The following is a 17,589-nucleotide window of genomic DNA, read 5'->3' on the forward strand; positions in this document are numbered from 1 at the left end:
GCTCACAGCACCTCCGGCGCGAGGGAGATGATCTTCATGAACTTCTTCTCGCGCAGCTCACGGCCGACCGGGCCGAAGATACGGGTGCCGCGAGGGTCGCCGTCGTTCTTCAGAATGACGGCGGCGTTCTCGTCGAAGCGGATGTACGAGCCGTCCGGACGGCGGCGCTCCTTGACGGTGCGAACGATGACCGCCTTGACGACGTCACCCTTCTTCACGTTGCCACCGGGGATCGCGTCCTTGACGGTGGCGACGATGACGTCACCGATACCCGCGTAGCGGCGACCGGAGCCACCGAGCACACGGATGGTGAGGATTTCCTTCGCACCCGTGTTGTCGGCGACGCGCAGTCGCGACTCCTGCTGGATCACGTCTATCTCCTGAATGTCTGCCGGTTCCCCGGGAGCCGATCACCTGGGTGAGCGGCTCCCGGAGCCTGGCGGAACTGTCCTGTGGGGAATGCCCCGCAGGAGATCTCTTACTTGGCCTTCTCGAGGATCTCGACGACGCGCCAGCGCTTCGTCGCGGACAGCGGCCGGGTCTCCATGAGGAGGACGCGGTCGCCGACGCCCGCGGCGTTCTGCTCGTCGTGCGCCTTCAGCTTCTCGGTACGGCGGATGACCTTGCCGTACAGCGCGTGCTTGACGCGGTCCTCGACGGCGACGACGACGGTCTTGTCCATCTTGTCGCTGACGACCAGACCCTCACGGGTCTTGCGGAAGCCGCGGGCGGCCTTCGTCTCTTCAGTCACGTTGCTCTCGCTCATCAGGCGTTCTCCACCGTCTCGATGCCGAGCTCACGCTCACGCATGAGGGTGTAGATCCGGGCGATGTCCTTGCGGACCGCCTTGAGACGGCCATGGTTCTCGAGCTGACCCGTGGCCGCCTGGAAGCGGAGGTTGAACAGCTCTTCCTTGGCCTCGCGGAGCTTCGCCAGAAGCTCCTCGTTGCCCAGCTCGCGCAGCTCGGACGCCTTGGTACCGGCCGACATCACGCTTCACCTGCCTCGCGCTTGACGATCCGGCACTTCATCGGCAGCTTGTGGGCCGCACGGGTCAGCGCCTCACGGGCGATCTTCTCGTTGGGGTAGGACAGCTCGAACATGACCCGACCCGGGTGCACGTTCGCGATCCACCACTCCGGAGAACCCTTACCGGAACCCATGCGGGTCTCGGCCGGCTTCTTCGTGAGCGGGCGGTCCGGGTAGATGTTGATCCAGACCTTGCCGCCACGCTTGATGTGGCGGGTCATCGCGATACGGGCCGCCTCGATCTGGCGGTTGGTCACGTACGCCGGCGTGAGGGCCTGGATGCCGTACTCGCCGAACGCAACCTGCGTACCGCCCTTGGCCATACCACGGCGCTTGGGGTGGTGCTGCTTGCGGTGCTTGACCCTACGGGGGATCAGCATGACGGTCAGGCCTCCGTTCCGGTGCTCTCAGCCGGAGCGGCAGCGGCGGGCGCGTCGGCCTTGGGGGCCTCGGCGGCCGGAGCCTGCTGCTGCTGCGGCTTGCGCCCACGACGCTCGCCACCGCGGCCACCGCGGGCCGGGCGGTCGCTGCCGCCACGGGCCGGACGGTTGCCGGCGCGGGCGGCGGCGTTCTCGGCGCGGACCTCGGCGATGTTCTTGACGTCGCCCTTGTAGATCCAGACCTTCACACCGATGCGGCCGAAGGTCGTCTTGGCCTCGAAGAAGCCGTAGTCCACGTTCGCGCGGAGCGTGTGCAGGGGCACACGGCCCTCGCGGTAGAACTCCGAGCGGGACATCTCGGCGCCACCGAGGCGGCCACCGCACTGGATCTTGATGCCCTTGGCGCCGGCCTTCATCGTGCCCTGCATGCTCTTGCGCATGGCGCGACGGAAGGAGACGCGGGAGGAGAGCTGCTCGGCGACGGCCTGGGCAACCAGCTGAGCGTCGGTCTCGGGGCTCTTGACCTCGAGGATGTTCAGCTGGACCTGCTTGCCGGTGAGCTTCTCGAGCTGACCGCGGATCTTGTCGGCCTCCGCACCGCGGCGGCCGATGACGATGCCCGGACGAGCCGTGTGGATGTCCACGCGGACGCGGTCACGGGTGCGCTCGATCTCGACCTTGGAGATGCCGGCGCGCTCCATGCCGGACGTCAGCATCCGACGGATGGCGACGTCTTCCTTGACGTAGTCCTTGTACAGCTTGTCGGCGTACCAACGCGACTTGAAGTCGGTCGTGACACCGAGCCGGAACCCGTGCGGGTTTACCTTCTGGCCCATTACCGGGTTCCTTCCTTGCTGCTGACGACCACGGTGATGTGGCTGGTCCGCTTGCGGATCCGGTAGGCGCGGCCCTGGGCGCGCGGACGGAACCGCTTCAGGGTCGGGCCCTCGTCGACGTACGCCTCGGAGATGTAGAGGCTGTCGGCGTCGGTGTGGTCGTAGTTGTGCGCGGCGTTGGCGATGGCGCTGTCCAGCACCTTGCCGACCGGCACGCTCGCGGCCTGCGGGGCGAAACGCAGGACCGCCTGAGCCTCCGTGGCATCCATGCCACGGATGAGGTCCACCACGCGGCGGGCCTTCATGGGCGTGACGCGGATGTACCGCGCCTGGGCCCTGGCTTCCATGGTTGTCCCTTCAGTGTTTGTCATGGTCATTCCACCCCGCTGTTAGCGGCGCTTCGACTTCCGGTCGTCCTTGACGTGACCCCGGAAGGTGCGCGTCGGCGAGAACTCGCCGAGCTTGTGGCCGACCATGGACTCGGTGACAAACACCGGGATGTGGGTCTTGCCGTTGTGCACCGCGATCGTGTGGCCGAGCATCGCCGGGACGATCATCGAGCGACGGGACCAGGTCTTGATGACGTTCTTGGTGCCCGCTTCGTTCTGGGCGTCCACCTTCTTGATCAGGTGGTCGTCGACGAAGGGCCCCTTCTTCAAGCTACGAGGCATCTCAACCCGTCCTTAGCGCTTCTTGTTCGTCTTGCGGCGGCGGACGATGTACTTGTTCGACGCCTTCTTGGGCGAACGAGTACGGCCTTCCTTCTTGCCCCACGGGGACACGGGGTGACGACCACCGGAGGTCCGGCCCTCACCACCACCGTGCGGGTGGTCCACCGGGTTCATGACCACACCACGGACGGTCGGGCGAACGCCCAGCCACCGCTTGCGGCCCGCCTTGCCCCAGTTGATGTTGCTCTGCTCGGCGTTGCCGACCTCGCCGACCGTGGCGCGGCAGCGCTGGTCGACCAGGCGGATCTCTCCGGACGGCATGCGCAGGTGGGCCATCGAGCCCTCCTTCGCGAGCAGCTGCACGGAGGCACCGGCGGAGCGGGCGAACTTGGCGCCGCCACCGGGACGGAGCTCGATCGCGTGGATCGTGGTACCGACCGGGATGTTGCGGAGCGCCAGGTTGTTGCCCGGCTTGATGTCGGCCCCGGGACCGTTCTCGACGCGGTCGCCCTGCTGCAGGTTGCGCGGGGCGAGGATGTAGCGCTTCTCGCCGTCGGCGTAGTGCAGCAGCGCGATGCGCGCGGTGCGGTTGGGGTCGTACTCGATGTGCGCGACCTTCGCCGGCACGCCGTCCTTGTCGTGCCGACGGAAGTCGATGACGCGGTAGGCGCGCTTGTGTCCGCCACCCTGGTGGCGAACGGTCACACGACCGGCGTTGTTACGGCCGCCCTTGCTGTGCAGCGGGCGGACCAGCGACTTCTCCGGCGTGGACCGCGTGACCTCGACGAAGTCGGCGACGGAGGAGCCACGGCGGCCCGGCGTCGTCGGCTTGTACTTGCGGATTCCCATTTCTCAGTCCTCGTCCGATTCCGGACGATCCGGACCTCCGTCAGGAGGTCGGACCGCCGAAGATGTCGATACGGTCGCCCTCGGCGAGGGTCACGATCGCGCGCTTGCTGTCGGCACGCTTGCCGAAGCCCGTGCGGGTCCGCTTCCGCTTGCCCTGGCGGTTGATCGTGTTGACCCCGGTGACCTTGACCGAGAAGACCGCCTGGACGGCCTCCTTGATCTGGGTCTTGTTGGAGCCCGGCGCGACGATGAACGTGTACTTGTTCTCGTCGAGGAGCGCGTAGCTCTTCTCGGACACGACCGGCTTCAGCAGCACGTCACGGGGGTCCGTGAACGCCTTGCTGGCCGGGGTGACGACGGTGTTCTTGCCCTCGGCCTCGTGGCGGCGCGCCTTGGCGACGCGCGCGGCCTTGGCGGCCTTGGCCGCCTTGGAGGCGATGCTCGGGTGACGCGTAGCCATCAGGCCTCGCTCCCTTCGGTGTCATTGGCCTTCGGGCCGGACACGAAGGACTCGAAGGCGGCCTGGGTGAAGACCACGTCGTCCGAGACGAGAACGTCGTACGTGTTCAGCTGGCCCGGCTCCAGGATGTGGATCTGGGGCAGGTTGCGGGCGGACAGCCACGCGGCCTCGTCGCTGCGGTCGGCGACCAGGAGCAGGTTCTTGCGCTCCGAGATCTTGCCGAACAGCGTCCGGGCGGCCTTCGTGGACGGGGTCTCGCCCTCGATGACGCCGGAGACGACGTGGATGCGGTTGTGACGGGCCCGGTCGGTGAGGGCGTGGCGCAGGGCCGCGGCCTTCATCTTCTTCGGGGTCCGCTGCGAGTAGTCACGCGGCACGGGACCGTGGACGACGCCACCGCCGGCGAACTGCGGCGCACGGGTCGAACCCTGACGGGCGCGGCCGGTGCCCTTCTGGCGGTACGGCTTCTTGCCGCCACCACGGACCTCGCCGCGGGTCTTGGTCTTGTGCGTGCCCTGGCGGGCAGCGGCCAGCTGGGCGACGACGACCTGGTGGATCAGCGGAATGCTGACCTTCTCCACGCCGAAGATGCCCTCGGGCAGCTCGACGCTTCCGGTCTTCTCGCCGGCCGGCGAAAGGATGTCAACAGTGCTCATCGGTTACCTCAGGCCCCCTTGGCCGCGGTGCGGACCAGGACGAGGCCGCCGTTCGGACCGGGAACCGCGCCCTTGATGAGCAGCAGACCCTTCTCCGCGTCAACGGCGTGGACGGTCAGGTTCTGGGTGGTGACCCGCTCGTTGCCCATGCGGCCGGCCATGCGGAGGCCCTTGAACACGCGGCCCGGGGTGGCGCAGCCACCGATGGAACCGGGCGAGCGGTGCTTGCGCTGGGTGCCGTGTCCGGCGCCGAGGCCCTTGAAGTTGTGACGCTTCATGACACCGGCGAAGCCCTTGCCCTTGCTCTTGCCGGTCACGTCGACCTTGACACCGGCCTCGAAGACCTCGGCGGTGACTTCCTGACCGAGGGTGTACTCGGAGGCGTCGGCCGTGCGGATCTCGACGAGGTGGCGGCGGGGGGTGACGTCGGCCTTGGCGAAGTGGCCCTTGAGGGGCTTGTTCACCTTGCGCGGGTCGATCTCGCCGAACGCGATCTGGACGGACTCGTAGCCGTCGACGTCGTTCGTGCGGACCTGGGTGACGACGTTGGGGCCGGCCTTGACGACGGTGACCGGAACGACGCGGTTGTTCGCGTCCCACACCTGCGTCATGCCGAGCTTCTCGCCCAGGATGCCCTTGATCTGCTTCGTCATCTCTCAGATCACCGGCCTCAGAGCTTGATCTCGATGTCGACACCGGCCGGGAGGTCGAGTCGCATCAGAGAGTCAACGGTCTTGGGGGTCGGGTCGAGGATGTCGATCAGGCGCTTGTGCGTGCGCATCTCGAAGTGCTCGCGCGAGTCCTTGTACTTGTGCGGCGACTTGATGACGCAGTACACGTTCTTCTCAGTGGGCAGCGGCACCGGGCCCGCGACCGACGCACCAGTGCGGGTCACCGTCTCGACGATCTTCTTCGCCGAGGAGTCGATGACCTCGTGGTCGTAGGCCTTGAGCCGGATGCGGATCTTCTGTCCCGCCATGGCTACTCAGTAGTCCTGTCTCTCGTAACGCTCTGGACCCGGTGGTCCTTGTCCATTCCGCTCCCCCTCCGACCCACGCGGTCGGGCGTGTCGCGCTCCCGCTGACATGGATGTCCCTTTTCGGGACTTCCCTGCAATGGGAGTGCGGGCCCTTCCGGAACCGCGGACCGGGGGCGAGAGGCCCACCGGGTGCCTGGCCGGCACCCCGCTGACGCTTCCCGGAAGATTCCCGTACGTCCGCCCCTGAGCAGGGACGACGAGTACTGTGGGACTCGCTTCCGGTCCCCCCGGCGGGAGGCGCGCAGCATCGGCACTCGACCGAGCAACCCCGCTAGTCTGCCATACGGGGCGCGGGGCTGGCCAATCGGGCCGGAGAGAATACCCCGGGGGTGACGGAGATCAAACCCGGGAGACGCAGCACCCTGAGCCAGGGGCGCCGGCTCGACCGATCCGTGACAGACGGCGTCGTGGTCACCACCCTGCGAAGGCACCGGGCAGGAACGGGACGGGCGTACCTCATCGCGACGAGTGGTCCGCGGCGGACGGACACTCCGCGGCAAGACGGACATCGCGGAAGCGGCGGGTCGGCATTGCGGCGTGGTCCACCAGACGGACCGTGCACGCTCGCGCGTACCGCATGTGTGTCTCACCGAGGTCAATGGCCTCGTGGGCCGCTGCGACGAACCCGAGGCAGGCATCCAGCACCGGCTCCGCCGTCTCGGCCCGTTCGAGGTCGAGCACATGCTGAGTGAAGTCCAGCGCGTGATGTGCGGCACGGGAGGGGGCGGTCTGGTCCAGCAGGTCGCTCAGGAGCCTGGGAAAGACGATCATCCTTGCCACCCCCGTGCTTCCCCGGGCAGCGAGGTGAGGAAGCTCTCCACCTCGTCACGCAGGTGGCGTGAGAGGTCGACCAGCATGGCGACGGCCGTCCGCAGTTCGTGGGCCAACTCCGGGGACTTCGCCCACACCTGCGGCCCCCGGGTCACGACGGCATACAGCAGGTCGTCGTCGTACCAACCGCCGGCGGCCTGCCGAGGCGCGGTGTCCCTGAGGTGCCGGACGGCGAGCGGCAGCAACCAGGTCAGTCCGACGTCCTGGGTGATCAGCCGGGCGAGATCCTCGGGCCTGAGGTCACCAATCGGGCGACGGCGCAGTTCGTGGACCGCGTTGACCAGGGCGGTAGTGTCCTGCGGCGGGCCGGGCCAGCGGACATCCTCAAGCTGTTCGAGGGACTGGGTGAGATCAACGGGTTGGGGCACCGGTCAGTCCCTTCGTGGTGGTCGCCGAGCACGGAACCAGGTCCGGGCCCGAGTTGCTCGGGCATCTGCACGCCGCGCGTGTGTCCCGAACACCGGGCGTCCCGCAGTCGTCCCACCGTCAGCACGGCGAGGTCGCTGGACATCGTCGGGGGTCACCGGTACCAGTCCTCTCCGTCACTTGTGAGAGCGCTGCGAACGAACGATTCGAGGCTCGGCGACACCAGGGCCCGCTCGTCCGTCTCGTGGTCCCAGACGAGCACCTCGTCACGAGGAGGCCGGCAAGTGAAGGCGAACTGGTCGCCGCCGCCGTTGTCGCCGAAGAACAGGAGGGAGTCGAAGGGCCGGTACAGCGACCGGTACTGGTCGTCGTTGCGGAAGGCAAGGTTGTCGCCGAGGATCCGTTCCGCCGGCCAGACGACCTCGGTGCCGTACTCGTCCAGCAACCCGTCGCTCTCCGAGAGGAACGCTCTGAGTGCGGCCGGGAGGGCGATCTCCAGCAGCCGCTCGACGCGATTCAGGTCGTGTGGCTCGGCGGGCCGGCGCGACAGCGCTGACGGGAACTTCTCGATGAACTCGCCCCACGCCGGAGTCACTGCGGCAGCGTCCAGAAGCGCGAGTCCCGGGCCGGGGCCGGATGGACCGGCAACCGGGAGAAGTCGATGTGGGCGTCGGCGTCCGGGTCGCCGGTCGGGGGGAGCAGGTGGTCGCCGCGGCCGTAGTAGGCGGACAGGGCCCAGAACTCCGGGGCCTCGTGGCACATGAGGTCCGGGTACGGGGCGATCTCCAGATCCGCGTACTGGCGGTTGATCCTCGCCACCGCCTCGGGGCGGGAGATGCCGCAGCGGTCCACGAGGACGTCCGCCATCTCGCGGAAGTACTCCAGCATGCCCTCGTCCAGGTCGAGGACGAACTCCGCGGTCACCGCTCTCCCGCTCCCCTCAGCCCACGAACCGGAACGTGGACGTGATCGCGTCGAAGATGTCGAAGAAGGAGTCCGCGAGGTCGAGGACCTGGCTGCTGCCCGCGACCAGGGCGACCTTGCCCTCCTGTCCGGGGACCGGGATGTACGTCTGCATGAGGACCGCGCGGACCGTGCGGTTCAGGGCGTCGTCCGGGACCGGGATGTCCTCGACGCCCCGGGTGCGGGCGGCGGGGCCGACGCCGGGGATGTCCACCGTGGTGACCTTGCGCCAGGAGTCGCCGGGCTTCCTGGCTTCCTTGACGGCCAACTGGCCGGCGATGGCGGCCGGGTCGGTGGGGAGGGGGTCGCCGGAGGACGTGCGGCCGCCGACCAGGGAGACGGTGACCGAGCCGGTGATGGGGGTGTCGCCGCCGAAGCTCTCGGCCATGCAACCGCAGTACAGCGCACCCGACTTCCACGCGTCGGACGCCGCCTTCTGGAGGAAGGTGACGTACGCGGACCGGGAGGGCTTCAGTTCCGGGTGCTGGCGTATTCGGTCGTCGACCATGCGGCGGATCGAGTCGTCCCGGGACTCCGGGCGTACGTCGAACTCCCACCAGGACTCCGGGACCTTGATGCGGAAACCGCCCCGTTCGACGGTCAGTGCCTCGGTGTAACGGGCCATGTCGTGCCCGGCCTCCCCGCGCGTCGCTCGATCGGCTGAAGCGTCATCGTCCCACCGATCGGTGGCCCGGCGGCGCGCGATGTCCGGTACGGAGGCCCCGGCAGGCGCCACATGCTCCCCCGGTACAGAAAGTCGCTCACCCGCTTGGGGGAAAATCTGTAGTGGCCGATGTAGACATGCGGCTGTCGCTGTGGTTAGTCTTCTGTCGTAGCCAAGAAAGTCCGTAGGGCGCGGCAGAGACGAACTGCCCGCATGCGAACAGAGGAGAAGAAGGAGGAGGACGCCATCAGGATCGCCCGGCGAGCACGTTCTCACCGGGTACCGCAGACCCCGGAACGGAAGGTGGTCTCACGGTCACGCATCCGCGATCCCGCAACAGAAGGCCGGCCGTGCAGTAGGCCGGCAGATGGTGTTACAAATCCCTCGGGGCCTTGGTGCCGTACGGCGCCAAGGCCCCTCGACGCGTTCCGCAAACAGAGGTGCAGATGACCGCAGACACACCGCTCGACCCGATCGACGACGACGACTACCCCGCGTACACCATGGGGCGGGCGGCCGAGATGCTGGGCACCACGCCCGCCTTCCTGCGCGCCCTCGGCGAGGCCCGGCTGATCACGCCCCTGCGCTCGGAGGGCGGACATCGTCGCTACTCCCGCTACCAGCTGCGCATCGCCGCTCGCGCCCGAGAGATGGTGGACCAGGGAACGTCCATCGACGCGGCCTGCCGCATCATCATCCTGGAAGACCAGCTCGAAGAGGCTCAGCGCATCAACGAGGAGCTGCGCCGCGGTGGCGCCGGAGCGTCCGGGGGCGAGCCGGGAAGTACCGCCCGCCCTGCCCGGTAGTGCCACCGGCCGGCCGTTTCGGACGGACGGGCCTGCGGATAAAATCCGCACCCATGTCGAAGCCTGATGAGCTGCTCCTGGACATTGCCGCCCGTGTGGAGTCCGCGCAGAGCAGTCGGATGTCCTTGACCGTGGTCACCCACGGCGCTGTCATCACCGGTCGTCTGGCCCCCGAGTCCGTGTGGCGTCAGAGGGTGTCGGAGGTACTGACCGGCTCCACGGACCTGGGTGCCTTCTCCGCCGTGTTCGACGCTCCGACGGATACGGCGGCGGCACCCACACACCTGCACTTCCACGTCGCCCGGATCCTCCAGGGCACGATGGGGATCCCGGAGACGGGCGGGATGTACCGCGTGGCGATCGAGGATGTCAGCGCCTGGACCGTGGGCGACTTCAGCTACTCCGACCACTGAGGCAGGAGCGGGCGAGGACGCCCAGGGCGTTGCCGTGTGCGTCGACGACGGGCAGGGCTCCGAGCTGCCGGTCCCTCATCGCCTCCTCGGCTTCGGCCACCGTGGCCGTCGGCGAGGCGAAGGGCCCGTCGTCGGCGGCGACGTCGCGCAGGCGGACCCGGTCCGTGTACGCGGAGCCGTTCCGTACGTCCGTCAGCCGACCGCGGGTGACCAGGGCGGTGCACCGGCCGTCCTCGTCGCAGACGACGAGGTGACCCGTGCGGGCGGCGACCATGACGGACAGCGCCACCTCGACGGTCATGTCGTCCCAGACCTGCGGTCCGGCCGCGTCCATGGCGTCGGCAACCGTCCTGTGCACGGAATGGGCGCCCGCCGGGCGGGGATGTGTCTGGAGCAGCGTCAAGAAGTGCCTCCTGCTGGGATGGGCCGGCTTTCCGGTCAGGACGGTTCCAGGCCGCCGCGACGAAGCACGTGTCGATGAATTTCCGCAGCGGATGAGCTCGGGGAATCGCAGAACAGACCGAGTGGCGTACGGAACTCCGCGTACGTGAATTCACGGATTTCACAGATACAGCTGGGGCCCGCACCCCGAAGGATGCGGGCCCCAGCTGCGAGTGCGCGCCCGTGGGCGCGCCGGCGTCAGGCGAGGACGATGTTCTCGGCCGTCGGGCCCTTCTGGCCCTGCGCGATGTCGAAGTTCACCTTCTGGCCTTCGAGCAGCTCGCGGAAGCCCTGGGCGGCGATGTTCGAGTAGTGGGCGAACACGTCCGCGCCGCCACCGTCCTGCTCGATGAAGCCGAATCCCTTTTCCGCGTTGAACCACTTCACGGTGCCAGTAGCCATGTCTTGTCTCCTTCGGGGCAGTGCACCGGCGCCCGCACTGTACGGACGCCGTGTCGCCGCGATGATCACCCCGACCGGAGAAGACCGGTGTCAAAGTGCACTTCCAACGGTACGGAGACCGCTGGAAAGAGCTTTAAATTCGGGAACCACAACTGCAACTGATAACGACAGTAGCACGCTGTGGAGCCCCGCGTACCTCCAGCAATTCCACCGCGTGCGCCGCCCCAGAGAAACTGTCCGCATGTTCCGTAAAACCCTGGTACCGCGGATACAGATTTAAGGGTGCGCATTCCGCAGGGATTGTTTGGCGAAGGAGGCGGCGGCGCGTTCGAGGTGTTCGCCGGCGAGCCGCCGCCCCTGTCCTCCCGGACGCGTCCGTCAGATGACGCCCTGGGCCAGCATCGCGTCGGCCACCCGCTCGAAGCCGGCGATGTTCGCGCCGGTGACGTAGTCGCCGGGGGCGCCGTAGCGCTCGGCGGTGTCGTGGCAGGTGGAGTGGATGCTGGTCATGATCGACGCCAGCTCCTCCTCCACTCGCTGGGCCGTCCACGCCGTACGGGCGTGGTTCTGCGCCATCTCCAGGGCGCTGACCGCGACGCCGCCCGCGTTGGCCGCCTTGCCGGGGCCGAAGGCGACGCCGGCCTTCTGGAGGAGGTGGACGGCCTCGGGGGTCGTCGGCATGTTCGCGCCCTCGGAGACCGCCTTCACGCCGTTGCGGATCAGGGTCTCGGCGTCGGCCTCGTTCAGCTCGTTCTGCGTGGCCGACGGCAGGGCCAGGTCGGCCGGGACGTCCCAGACGCTGCCGCCGGCGACGAAGCGGGCCGAGGCGCCCCGGCGCTCGGCGTACGCGTCGACGCGGCCGCGCTCGATCTCCTTGATCTGCTTGAGCAGGTCGAGGTCGATGCCCTTCTCGTCGACGACGTAGCCCGAGGAGTCCGAGCAGGTGATCGCGTTGGCACCGAGGGCGGCCAGCTTCTCGATGGTGTAGATCGCCACGTTGCCGGAGCCGGACACGACCGCGGTCTGGCCCTCCAGGTCCTCGCCGCGCTCGCGCATCATCGCCGCCGCGAAGAGCACGTTGCCGTAGCCCGTCGCCTCCGGGCGGATCAGCGAGCCGCCCCAGCCCTGGCCCTTGCCGGTGAGGACGCCGGCCTCCCAGCGGTTGGTGATCCGGCGGTACTGGCCGAAGAGGTAGCCGATCTCGCGGCCGCCGACGCCGATATCACCGGCGGGGACGTCGGTGTGCTCGCCGATGTGCCGGTACAGCTCCGTCATGAACGACTGGCAGAACCGCATGACCTCGGCGTCGCTGCGCCCGTGCGGGTCGAAGTCGCTGCCGCCCTTGCCGCCGCCGATGCCGAGGCCGGTCAGCGCGTTCTTGAAGATCTGCTCGAAGCCCAGGAACTTGATGACGCCCAGGTTGACGGAGGGGTGGAAGCGCAGACCGCCCTTGTAGGGGCCGAGCGCGCTGTTGAACTCGACGCGGAAGCCCCGGTTGACGTGGACGCGCCCCTGGTCGTCCTGCCACGGCACCCGGAAGATCACCTGGCGCTCCGGCTCCACCAGCCGCTCGATCAGGCCCGGCTCGGCGTATTCGGGGCGGGCCGCGACGACCGGGGCCAGGGTCTCCAGGACCTCGTGGGCGGCCTGGTGGAACTCGGGCTGGGCCGGGTTGCGGTGCTCGATCTCGGTGAGCAGGTGGGTGAGGGTGGTCTGCGTCTCGCTTCGCGTCGTCACGTGGGCCCTTTCTGGCACGGCTGGACACCGGAGACCGGGCAGGGGGCACGGGGCACACGTCCACGTGATGCGCCGGCGCACACGCGTGGTGCACGGGATGGCACGCCTGTCCGGTCGGGTCCGGTGGTGGGCGCTCGGCGCCGTTGCCGCGCGCGGGACACTTAAGTGTTACGCGCATGTAAACATCCACGCCAGCACCCGGCGCAGAGTGCGACCACTATGTGAGACACAGTTTTCGCATAACGGGTGATAGCGAGCACGGAGCGCCACGGTCCGGGGGCTCGCCGGCCCGTCAGTCTCCCCCGCCGTTGAGCATCTCGGCGGTGAGTACGTTGCCCGCGACGCCCCAGCCGCCGTCGGGCACCTCGTCGACGAGGACGACGGTCGTGGGGCGGGCCCGTTCGCCGTAGATCTCGGCGTAGAGGTCGGTGGTGCGCTCGATGATTTTCTTCTTGTCCTCGGCCGTGAGCGTGTCCGCGGGGACCTTGAAGTGTGCGAAGGGCATCTCAGATCATTCCTCCGTTGGCGCGCAGGATCTGGCCGTTCACCCAGTGACCGGCGGGGCTGGACAGGAAGGCGACCACCTCGGCGATGTCCTCCGGGGTGCCCAGCCGTTCCAGGGGCGGGGTCTTCGCGAGCCGGTCGATCTGTTCCTCGGTCTTGCCGGTGAGGAACAGGTCCGTGGCCGTCGGGCCGGGGGCGACCGTGTTCACGGTGACGTCCCGGCCGCGCAGCTCGCGCGCCAGGATCATCGTCATCGTCTCCACGGCGCCCTTGCTCGCCGCGTACGCGCCGTAGGTCGGGAACTGCGTGCCGACGACGGAGGTCGAGAAGCCCACGAAGGAGCCCCCGGCCCGCAGGCGCCGGGCCGCCTCCCTCGCGACGACGAAGGTGCCGCGGATGTTGGTGCGGTGCATGGCGTCCAGGTCGGCCAGGTCCAGGTCGGCGATGGTCGACAGGCTCATGCGGCCGGCCGAGTTCACGACGACGTCGACGCCGCCGTACTCCTGCTCCGCCCGGTCGAACAGCGCGGCGGTCTCCTTCTCCTCCGCCACGTCGGCCCGTACGGCGACGGCGCGTCCGCCGGCCGCGGTGATCGCCGCCACGGTCTCGTCGGCGGCCGAGGCGTCCCGGGCGTAGTTCACGACGACGGCCAGGCCGTCCTCGGCGAGCTTCTGCGACACGGCCCGGCCGATGCCGCGCGAGCCGCCGGTGACGATCGCCACGCGGGTGACCGCCGCCGTTTCTTGGTTCGTGTTCGTGGTCATGCGTCCACGATGCGCCCGGCCCGCCCGCGCAGCCAGGGGATGCCATCCCCTGGGTCACCGGCCCGGCCCGGCGCAGAATGGACGGCATGAGCGCTGTGAAGTACGCCGAGCTGGGAGCGTTCCTGCGGTCGCGGCGGGAGCGGATCCGCCCGGCCGACGTCGGGCTTCCGGCGGGGCCGCGCCGCCGGGTGCCGGGGCTGCGCCGCGAGGAGGTCGCCCACCTCGCGGGAGCGTCCGTGGACTACTACAACGAGCTGGAGCGCGGCGCCGGGTCTCAGCCGTCCGAGCAGATGCTGGCCGCGCTGGCGCGTGCGCTGCGGCTGTCCGGCGACGAGCGGGACTACCTGTACCGGATCGCGGACCGGCCGGTGCCCGTGCAGGGCGGGGCCGCGTCGCACGTCCACCCCGGCATGCTGGACCTGCTGGGGCGACTGGACTCGACCCCGGCGCAGGTGATCACCGACCTGCACGTCACCCTCGTACAGAATCCGCTGGCGGTGGCGCTGCTCGGGGACCACTCCGGCTTCCGGGGGCCCAGGGCCAGCTTCGTCCACCGGTGGTTCACCGAGCCCGAAGCCCGGCGCCTGTACCCGGAGGACGACCACGAGGAGAAGTCCCGCTCGTTCGTCGCCGACCTGCGGGCCGCGGCCGGGCGCCGGGACGCGGACGACGCGGAGGTCGGCTCGCTGGTCCGCACGCTGCTCCGCGTCTCCCCCGAGTTCGCCGCGCTGTGGGCCGACCACGACGTGGCCTTCCGACGGCGGGAGGACCGCAAACGCCTCGTCCATCCCACGCTGGGCCTGATCGAGGTCAACTGCCTCCACCTCTTCAGCGAGGACGGGCGCCAGCGGCTTCTCTGGTTCACCCCGGCCGTCGGGACCGACAGCGCGGGGCTGCTGGAGCTGCTGTCGGTGGTCGGCACGCAGGAGGTCGTCGAGCCGACGGTCAGCGCCGCGACGCGTACGGCAGGAACGTCGCCCAGGCAGCGGGGGTGAGCGTCAGGCGGGGACCGTCGGCGGTCTTGGAGTCACGGACGTGGACGGTGCCGGGGGTGAGGGCCAGTTCGACGCAGGAGTTGCCGTCCGTACCGCTGCTGTAGCTGCTCTTGAACCACACCAGTTCGGTCTCGCGGATCATGTTTCTCCCAGCAGTTCTTCGATGAAGGCGCGTGACTCTCTCGGTGGGAGAGCCTGCGCCCGGATGGTGCCATACCGCAGCTCGAGGATGCGCAGTTCCCTGGGCTCGGCAGTCGGTCGACCGTTGAACGCACCGTCGCTACGCCCCACTGCCGTGCCGTCCGGAAACTTCAGCAGCTCGATCTTGCCGTCCACGCCCGGGTGGGCATCAGTGTCTGTCGGCATCACCTGAAGCGAGACGTGGTTCAACGATCCCACCTCCAACAGGCGTTCGAGCTGCTGCTGCCACACCATTGTGCCGCCAACCGGCCGTCGCAGCGGCGCCTCTTCCAGGACGAAGTGGATCGACGGCGCCGGATCGCGTTCGAAGACCGACTGTCGCGCCAGGCGGGCAGCCACCATGCGCTGTACGTCGTCCGCGGAGTACGGCGGTTGGGCCGCCTCCATCAGCGCGCGAGCGTGTTCCGGCGTCTGCAGGAGCCCGTGGACGCTGTTGCACTCGTAGATGCCGATCTCGACCGCCTTGCCCTCCAACTTCCCCAGCTCCCGAACCTTCTTCGGGTACCGGACCTTCTTCACGTCCTCCCAGGCCGCCGAGATGAGCCCATCGGCGCCCAGCACCTCGTCGGCCCTGTCCAGATACTCCTGCCGGGGAATCCGCTTGCCGCCCTCGACCTTGTAGACCAGGTCCTCGCCGTACCCGACCGCCACGCCGAAGTCGCCGGCCCGCATGCCCGCCGCCTCGCGGCGGAGCTTCAACTGCCGTCCCACCGTGGTGATGACCGCGACGCCCCACTCGTCGTCGGGGTCGACCTCCCACCCCGACTCGTCCGTCTCGACCGCCATCCCCTGCCCCTTCCCCGACAGCTCCGACACCACTGGACAAGCGCCGGACAGTCACCGTACGTACCCGCTGAGTCACTTCTCACGGTACGCACACACCGCCACGCTGAGTGACGTGAATCAGGAATCCACCACCGAACTCACCGCGTCCGTCCGCAACTTCAGCGTGCAACTGTCCCCCACCCCACGCGGCGCCCGACTCGCCCGCCTGCTCGCGACCGAGCAGCTGCGTTCCTGGGGCCTGCCCCTGGACCCGGCCCGCCTGCTCGTCGCCGAGCTGGCCAACAACGCGGCGGACCACGGACGCGTCCCCGGTCGCGACTTCCGGCTCACGCTCTACGTGGTCGGCGACATCCTCCGCATCGAGGTCACCGACACCCGGGGCCGGCACCTCCCGGCCCCGCAGAAGCCGTCCCCCGACGCGGAATCGGGACGCGGCCTGTTGCTGGTGGAGGCGTTGGCGCACCGCTGGGGAGTGACCGAGGGCCGGTTCCCGCGCAAGACGGTCTGGGCGGAACTGCGCTGTACGCCACCGGAACCCACGTTCTGAGGTTCCGGTGCCGTCGGCGCCCTACCAAGACAAGAAACCGGGGGAAATGACCCCAACCAAGCCCCACCCCTCCCGCCCGAGGCGCGTCGTCACTCGGGTGGGTGAACATCACCGGTTGAGCTGGATTCCCGGGTCCCCAACTCCCCTGCTCTCAGCGCGAACAACCGAAAAGACATCGGCCCCCGCTGGGACTGGCATCCCGGTGCGAGGGCCTACCACCCAGGAAGCAAAGCAAAGGACCTTCCCGATGGATGTCCAAAACCCTAGCGCGCCCCCGCACGCCCAGTCAGCCCCCGCCGACAATCCGACCCGTACGCGTCGCCTCGGCGGCGGCATCACCCACGACAACACCCGCCACACCACCCGCTTCGTGGTGATCGGCAACCACCTGGTCCAGCCCAAGGAGCTGTCGCTCCTCGCGATCGGCCTGAGCTGCCACCTCCAGTCGCTGCCCACCGGCGCGGGCGCCGACATCAAGTCGCTCGCCGCCCGCTTTCCGGAGGGCCCGACCCGTATCGCCGCCGCCCTGCGCGAGCTGGAGGCCCACGGCTACCTGCGCCGCGAACGCCACCGCACGCAGACCGGCCGGATCATCACCCGCACGGTCTCCTGCAACCAGCCCCACGCGAGCCGCCGCGAACCGGCCGACACGGGCTGCCCGCCCGCGAAGCGCACGCCTCCGCCGCCACGCCGTGCGGGACCCAAGGCGCTCCCCGCCGTACCGCGGCCGAGCAGCACCGCCCCAGCCCTCCTTCAGACGGCCCTCGACCTCCTGGCCGACCTGCGACGACGCGACGCCCGGCTGCTGCTCTCCGCGACGGACACGGCTCACCTGGTCCCAGGGGTCACGGCCTGGCTGGAGCGGGACGTCGCCCCCCGGCGCCGTACGGGACGCCCTGACCACCGGCCTCCCTGACGAGCCCCTGCGCCGCCCGGCCGCCCTCCTGGCTCACCGCCTCGCCGACCGGCTGCCACCACCGCCGCCGTTCCGCACGCCGTCGGCCGCCGTACCGCCGCCGCGCCACCCACTCCAGAACTGCGAGGGCTGCGAGCGCGGCTTCCGGGCGCCCGCCCCCGAGAGCCGCTGCTGCGACTGCCGCACGACCACAGGCGACGCACCACCCGGGACGCCCCCTGGGCATGTCCCTTCACCCGCTCGTTGACCAGGAAAAACACGCCTCGATGTTCGCGTCCCGATTCCCCAGCCCTCCCGGGCGACTACCCTGGCCAGTGCACTCCCGGGAGGACT

General features: G+C 69.2%; 28 protein-coding genes and 1 pseudogene. 5 read left to right on the forward strand and 24 right to left on the reverse strand.

Translation table 11 applies throughout. From position 1 onward, the window contains the following. Window positions 1–2: 2 nt before the first annotated feature. The 17 genes from rplN to NI25_RS15555 all read right to left on the reverse strand — a co-directional run bounded on the left by rplN (window position 3) and on the right by NI25_RS15555 (window position 8,705). A complete protein-coding gene (gene rplN / locus NI25_RS15475; RefSeq protein WP_003974257.1) occupies window positions 3–371 on the reverse strand; it encodes a 50S ribosomal protein L14 in 369 nt (122 codons plus the stop codon). A 107-nt stretch (window positions 372–478) separates the two neighbouring features. After that, entirely contained in the window at window positions 479–766 is a 288-nt protein-coding gene (rpsQ, locus tag NI25_RS15480) for a 30S ribosomal protein S17 (RefSeq protein ID WP_019329634.1), read from the reverse strand. Next, window positions 766–990: a 50S ribosomal protein L29 gene (rpmC, locus tag NI25_RS15485; RefSeq protein WP_007494763.1), complete on the reverse strand. Its 225-nt coding sequence runs from the start codon at window positions 988–990 to the stop codon at window positions 766–768. The genes rpsQ and rpmC overlap by 1 nt, the downstream gene beginning before the upstream one ends. Next, complete coding sequence (gene rplP / locus NI25_RS15490; RefSeq protein WP_003974260.1) at window positions 990–1,409, reverse strand: 50S ribosomal protein L16; 420 nt, start codon at window positions 1,407–1,409, stop codon at window positions 990–992. The genes rpmC and rplP overlap by 1 nt, the downstream gene beginning before the upstream one ends. A gap of 5 nt (window positions 1,410–1,414) precedes the next feature. Beyond that, on the reverse strand, window positions 1,415–2,245 hold the full coding sequence (gene rpsC / locus NI25_RS15495) for a 30S ribosomal protein S3 (RefSeq protein ID WP_061443024.1): 831 nt from the start codon (window positions 2,243–2,245) through the stop codon (window positions 1,415–1,417). Further along, the gene (rplV, locus tag NI25_RS15500; protein ID WP_019329637.1) at window positions 2,245–2,592 is read right to left on the reverse strand and encodes a 50S ribosomal protein L22; all 348 of its coding nucleotides are present in this window, start codon (window positions 2,590–2,592) and stop codon (window positions 2,245–2,247) included. Before rplV ends, rpsC begins: the two co-directional genes overlap by 1 nt. A 42-nt stretch (window positions 2,593–2,634) precedes the next feature. Next, entirely contained in the window at window positions 2,635–2,916 is a 282-nt protein-coding gene (gene rpsS / locus NI25_RS15505) for a 30S ribosomal protein S19 (RefSeq protein WP_010036728.1), read from the reverse strand. A gap of 12 nt (window positions 2,917–2,928) precedes the next feature. Beyond that, complete coding sequence (rplB, locus tag NI25_RS15510; protein WP_030400225.1) at window positions 2,929–3,765, reverse strand: 50S ribosomal protein L2; 837 nt, start codon at window positions 3,763–3,765, stop codon at window positions 2,929–2,931. Window positions 3,766–3,805: 40 nt separating this feature from the next. Beyond that, the gene (rplW, locus tag NI25_RS15515) at window positions 3,806–4,225 is read right to left on the reverse strand and encodes a 50S ribosomal protein L23 (protein ID WP_007443985.1); all 420 of its coding nucleotides are present in this window, start codon (window positions 4,223–4,225) and stop codon (window positions 3,806–3,808) included. Further along, the gene (gene rplD, locus NI25_RS15520; protein WP_061443025.1) at window positions 4,225–4,881 is read right to left on the reverse strand and encodes a 50S ribosomal protein L4; all 657 of its coding nucleotides are present in this window, start codon (window positions 4,879–4,881) and stop codon (window positions 4,225–4,227) included. Before rplD ends, rplW begins: the two co-directional genes overlap by 1 nt. Before the next feature lie 8 nt (window positions 4,882–4,889). Beyond that, entirely contained in the window at window positions 4,890–5,534 is a 645-nt protein-coding gene (gene rplC, locus NI25_RS15525; RefSeq protein ID WP_031034776.1) for a 50S ribosomal protein L3, read from the reverse strand. Between the two features lie 17 nt (window positions 5,535–5,551). Further along, window positions 5,552–5,860, reverse strand: a complete 309-nt coding sequence (gene rpsJ / locus NI25_RS15530) for a 30S ribosomal protein S10 (protein ID WP_003948644.1) — start codon at window positions 5,858–5,860, stop codon at window positions 5,552–5,554. Window positions 5,861–6,376: 516 nt separating this feature from the next. Further along, complete coding sequence (locus NI25_RS15535; RefSeq protein ID WP_061443026.1) at window positions 6,377–6,691, reverse strand: hypothetical protein; 315 nt, start codon at window positions 6,689–6,691, stop codon at window positions 6,377–6,379. After that, complete coding sequence (locus tag NI25_RS15540) at window positions 6,688–7,119, reverse strand: contact-dependent growth inhibition system immunity protein (RefSeq protein ID WP_061443027.1); 432 nt, start codon at window positions 7,117–7,119, stop codon at window positions 6,688–6,690. Before NI25_RS15540 ends, NI25_RS15535 begins: the two co-directional genes overlap by 4 nt. Before the next feature lie 152 nt (window positions 7,120–7,271). Further along, entirely contained in the window at window positions 7,272–7,712 is a 441-nt protein-coding gene (locus NI25_RS15545; protein WP_061443028.1) for an SMI1/KNR4 family protein, read from the reverse strand. After that, window positions 7,709–8,041, reverse strand: a complete 333-nt coding sequence (locus tag NI25_RS15550; protein WP_061443029.1) for a hypothetical protein — start codon at window positions 8,039–8,041, stop codon at window positions 7,709–7,711. The genes NI25_RS15545 and NI25_RS15550 overlap by 4 nt, the downstream gene beginning before the upstream one ends. Window positions 8,042–8,057: 16 nt before the next feature. Further along, window positions 8,058–8,705 carry a hypothetical protein gene (locus tag NI25_RS15555; RefSeq protein WP_061443030.1) on the reverse strand — a complete coding sequence of 216 codons (648 nt, stop codon included), beginning with the start codon at window positions 8,703–8,705 and terminating at the stop codon, window positions 8,058–8,060. Between the two features lie 485 nt (window positions 8,706–9,190). On the opposite strand from NI25_RS15555, the gene NI25_RS15560 reads away from it, so the two are divergent. After that, window positions 9,191–9,550 carry a MerR family transcriptional regulator gene (locus NI25_RS15560; protein WP_061443031.1) on the forward strand — a complete coding sequence of 120 codons (360 nt, stop codon included), beginning with the start codon at window positions 9,191–9,193 and terminating at the stop codon, window positions 9,548–9,550. A 53-nt stretch (window positions 9,551–9,603) separates the two neighbouring features. Then, window positions 9,604–9,963 (forward strand): hypothetical protein, encoded by a 360-nt coding sequence (locus tag NI25_RS15565; protein ID WP_061443032.1) that lies wholly within the window; start codon window positions 9,604–9,606, stop codon window positions 9,961–9,963. On the opposite strand, the gene NI25_RS15570 is transcribed toward NI25_RS15565, so the two are convergent. From NI25_RS15570 to NI25_RS15590, 5 genes are all read right to left on the reverse strand, one after another. Further along, window positions 9,944–10,366, reverse strand: coding sequence for a CBS domain-containing protein (locus tag NI25_RS15570; protein WP_061443033.1), 423 nt, complete (start codon window positions 10,364–10,366; stop codon window positions 9,944–9,946). The genes NI25_RS15565 and NI25_RS15570 overlap by 20 nt on opposite strands. A gap of 236 nt (window positions 10,367–10,602) precedes the next feature. Next, window positions 10,603–10,806: a cold-shock protein gene (locus NI25_RS15575; RefSeq protein ID WP_003974279.1), complete on the reverse strand. Its 204-nt coding sequence runs from the start codon at window positions 10,804–10,806 to the stop codon at window positions 10,603–10,605. Between the two features lie 378 nt (window positions 10,807–11,184). Further along, a complete protein-coding gene (gene gdhA / locus NI25_RS15580; RefSeq protein WP_061443034.1) occupies window positions 11,185–12,543 on the reverse strand; it encodes an NADP-specific glutamate dehydrogenase in 1,359 nt (452 codons plus the stop codon). 292 nt (window positions 12,544–12,835) lie between these two features. Next, on the reverse strand, window positions 12,836–13,048 hold the full coding sequence (locus NI25_RS15585; protein ID WP_061443035.1) for a 4-oxalocrotonate tautomerase family protein: 213 nt from the start codon (window positions 13,046–13,048) through the stop codon (window positions 12,836–12,838). A 1-nt stretch (window position 13,049) separates the two neighbouring features. After that, window positions 13,050–13,811: an SDR family oxidoreductase gene (locus NI25_RS15590; RefSeq protein WP_061443036.1), complete on the reverse strand. Its 762-nt coding sequence runs from the start codon at window positions 13,809–13,811 to the stop codon at window positions 13,050–13,052. A 95-nt stretch (window positions 13,812–13,906) separates the two neighbouring features. Between NI25_RS15590 and NI25_RS15595 the strand changes: the two genes are divergently transcribed. Beyond that, complete coding sequence (locus tag NI25_RS15595; RefSeq protein WP_061443037.1) at window positions 13,907–14,806, forward strand: helix-turn-helix transcriptional regulator; 900 nt, start codon at window positions 13,907–13,909, stop codon at window positions 14,804–14,806. On the opposite strand, the gene NI25_RS15600 is transcribed toward NI25_RS15595, so the two are convergent. Further along, entirely contained in the window at window positions 14,757–14,948 is a 192-nt protein-coding gene (locus tag NI25_RS15600; RefSeq protein WP_061443038.1) for a DUF397 domain-containing protein, read from the reverse strand. The genes NI25_RS15595 and NI25_RS15600 overlap by 50 nt on opposite strands. Continuing rightward, a complete protein-coding gene (locus tag NI25_RS15605; RefSeq protein ID WP_061446933.1) occupies window positions 14,945–15,793 on the reverse strand; it encodes a helix-turn-helix domain-containing protein in 849 nt (282 codons plus the stop codon). Before NI25_RS15605 ends, NI25_RS15600 begins: the two co-directional genes overlap by 4 nt. Before the next feature lie 112 nt (window positions 15,794–15,905). Between NI25_RS15605 and NI25_RS15610 the strand changes: the two genes are divergently transcribed. Continuing rightward, window positions 15,906–16,340 (forward strand): ATP-binding protein, encoded by a 435-nt coding sequence (locus NI25_RS15610; protein ID WP_061443039.1) that lies wholly within the window; start codon window positions 15,906–15,908, stop codon window positions 16,338–16,340. A gap of 247 nt (window positions 16,341–16,587) precedes the next feature. Then, window positions 16,588–17,503, forward strand: a pseudogene (locus NI25_RS15615) (helix-turn-helix domain-containing protein). Window positions 17,504–17,589 lie beyond the last annotated feature (86 nt).

This window comes from Streptomyces sp. CCM_MD2014 (assembly GCF_000772045.1).
Classification (GTDB): Bacteria; Actinomycetota; Actinomycetes; order Streptomycetales; family Streptomycetaceae; genus Streptomyces; species Streptomyces salinarius.

Bases quoted from the DNA above. Each gene is read 5' to 3' on its own strand.
- rpsQ (WP_019329634.1), bottom strand. From the start codon at position 766: ATGAGCGAGAGCAACGTGACTGAAGAGACGAAGGCCGCCCGCGGCTTC.
- rpmC (WP_007494763.1), bottom strand. From the start codon at position 990: ATGTCGGCCGGTACCAAGGCGTCCGAGCTGCGCGAGCTGGGCAACGAG.
- rplP (WP_003974260.1), bottom strand. From the start codon at position 1,409: ATGCTGATCCCCCGTAGGGTCAAGCACCGCAAGCAGCACCACCCCAAG.
- rpsC (WP_061443024.1), bottom strand. From the start codon at position 2,245: ATGGGCCAGAAGGTAAACCCGCACGGGTTCCGGCTCGGTGTCACGACC.
- rplV (WP_019329637.1), bottom strand. From the start codon at position 2,592: ATGGAAGCCAGGGCCCAGGCGCGGTACATCCGCGTCACGCCCATGAAG.
- rpsS (WP_010036728.1), bottom strand. From the start codon at position 2,916: ATGCCTCGTAGCTTGAAGAAGGGGCCCTTCGTCGACGACCACCTGATC.
- rplB (WP_030400225.1), bottom strand. From the start codon at position 3,765: ATGGGAATCCGCAAGTACAAGCCGACGACGCCGGGCCGCCGTGGCTCC.
- rplW (WP_007443985.1), bottom strand. From the start codon at position 4,225: ATGGCTACGCGTCACCCGAGCATCGCCTCCAAGGCGGCCAAGGCCGCC.
- rplD (WP_061443025.1), bottom strand. From the start codon at position 4,881: ATGAGCACTGTTGACATCCTTTCGCCGGCCGGCGAGAAGACCGGAAGC.
- rplC (WP_031034776.1), bottom strand. From the start codon at position 5,534: ATGACGAAGCAGATCAAGGGCATCCTGGGCGAGAAGCTCGGCATGACG.
- rpsJ (WP_003948644.1), bottom strand. From the start codon at position 5,860: ATGGCGGGACAGAAGATCCGCATCCGGCTCAAGGCCTACGACCACGAG.
- NI25_RS15535 (WP_061443026.1), bottom strand. From the start codon at position 6,691: ATGATCGTCTTTCCCAGGCTCCTGAGCGACCTGCTGGACCAGACCGCC.
- NI25_RS15555 (WP_061443030.1), bottom strand. From the start codon at position 8,705: ATGGCCCGTTACACCGAGGCACTGACCGTCGAACGGGGCGGTTTCCGC.
- NI25_RS15560 (WP_061443031.1), top strand. From the start codon at position 9,191: ATGACCGCAGACACACCGCTCGACCCGATCGACGACGACGACTACCCC.
- NI25_RS15565 (WP_061443032.1), top strand. From the start codon at position 9,604: ATGTCGAAGCCTGATGAGCTGCTCCTGGACATTGCCGCCCGTGTGGAG.
- NI25_RS15575 (WP_003974279.1), bottom strand. From the start codon at position 10,806: ATGGCTACTGGCACCGTGAAGTGGTTCAACGCGGAAAAGGGATTCGGC.
- NI25_RS15585 (WP_061443035.1), bottom strand. From the start codon at position 13,048: ATGCCCTTCGCACACTTCAAGGTCCCCGCGGACACGCTCACGGCCGAG.
- NI25_RS15590 (WP_061443036.1), bottom strand. From the start codon at position 13,811: ATGACCACGAACACGAACCAAGAAACGGCGGCGGTCACCCGCGTGGCG.
- NI25_RS15600 (WP_061443038.1), bottom strand. From the start codon at position 14,948: ATGATCCGCGAGACCGAACTGGTGTGGTTCAAGAGCAGCTACAGCAGC.
- NI25_RS15605 (WP_061446933.1), bottom strand. From the start codon at position 15,793: ATGGCGGTCGAGACGGACGAGTCGGGGTGGGAGGTCGACCCCGACGAC.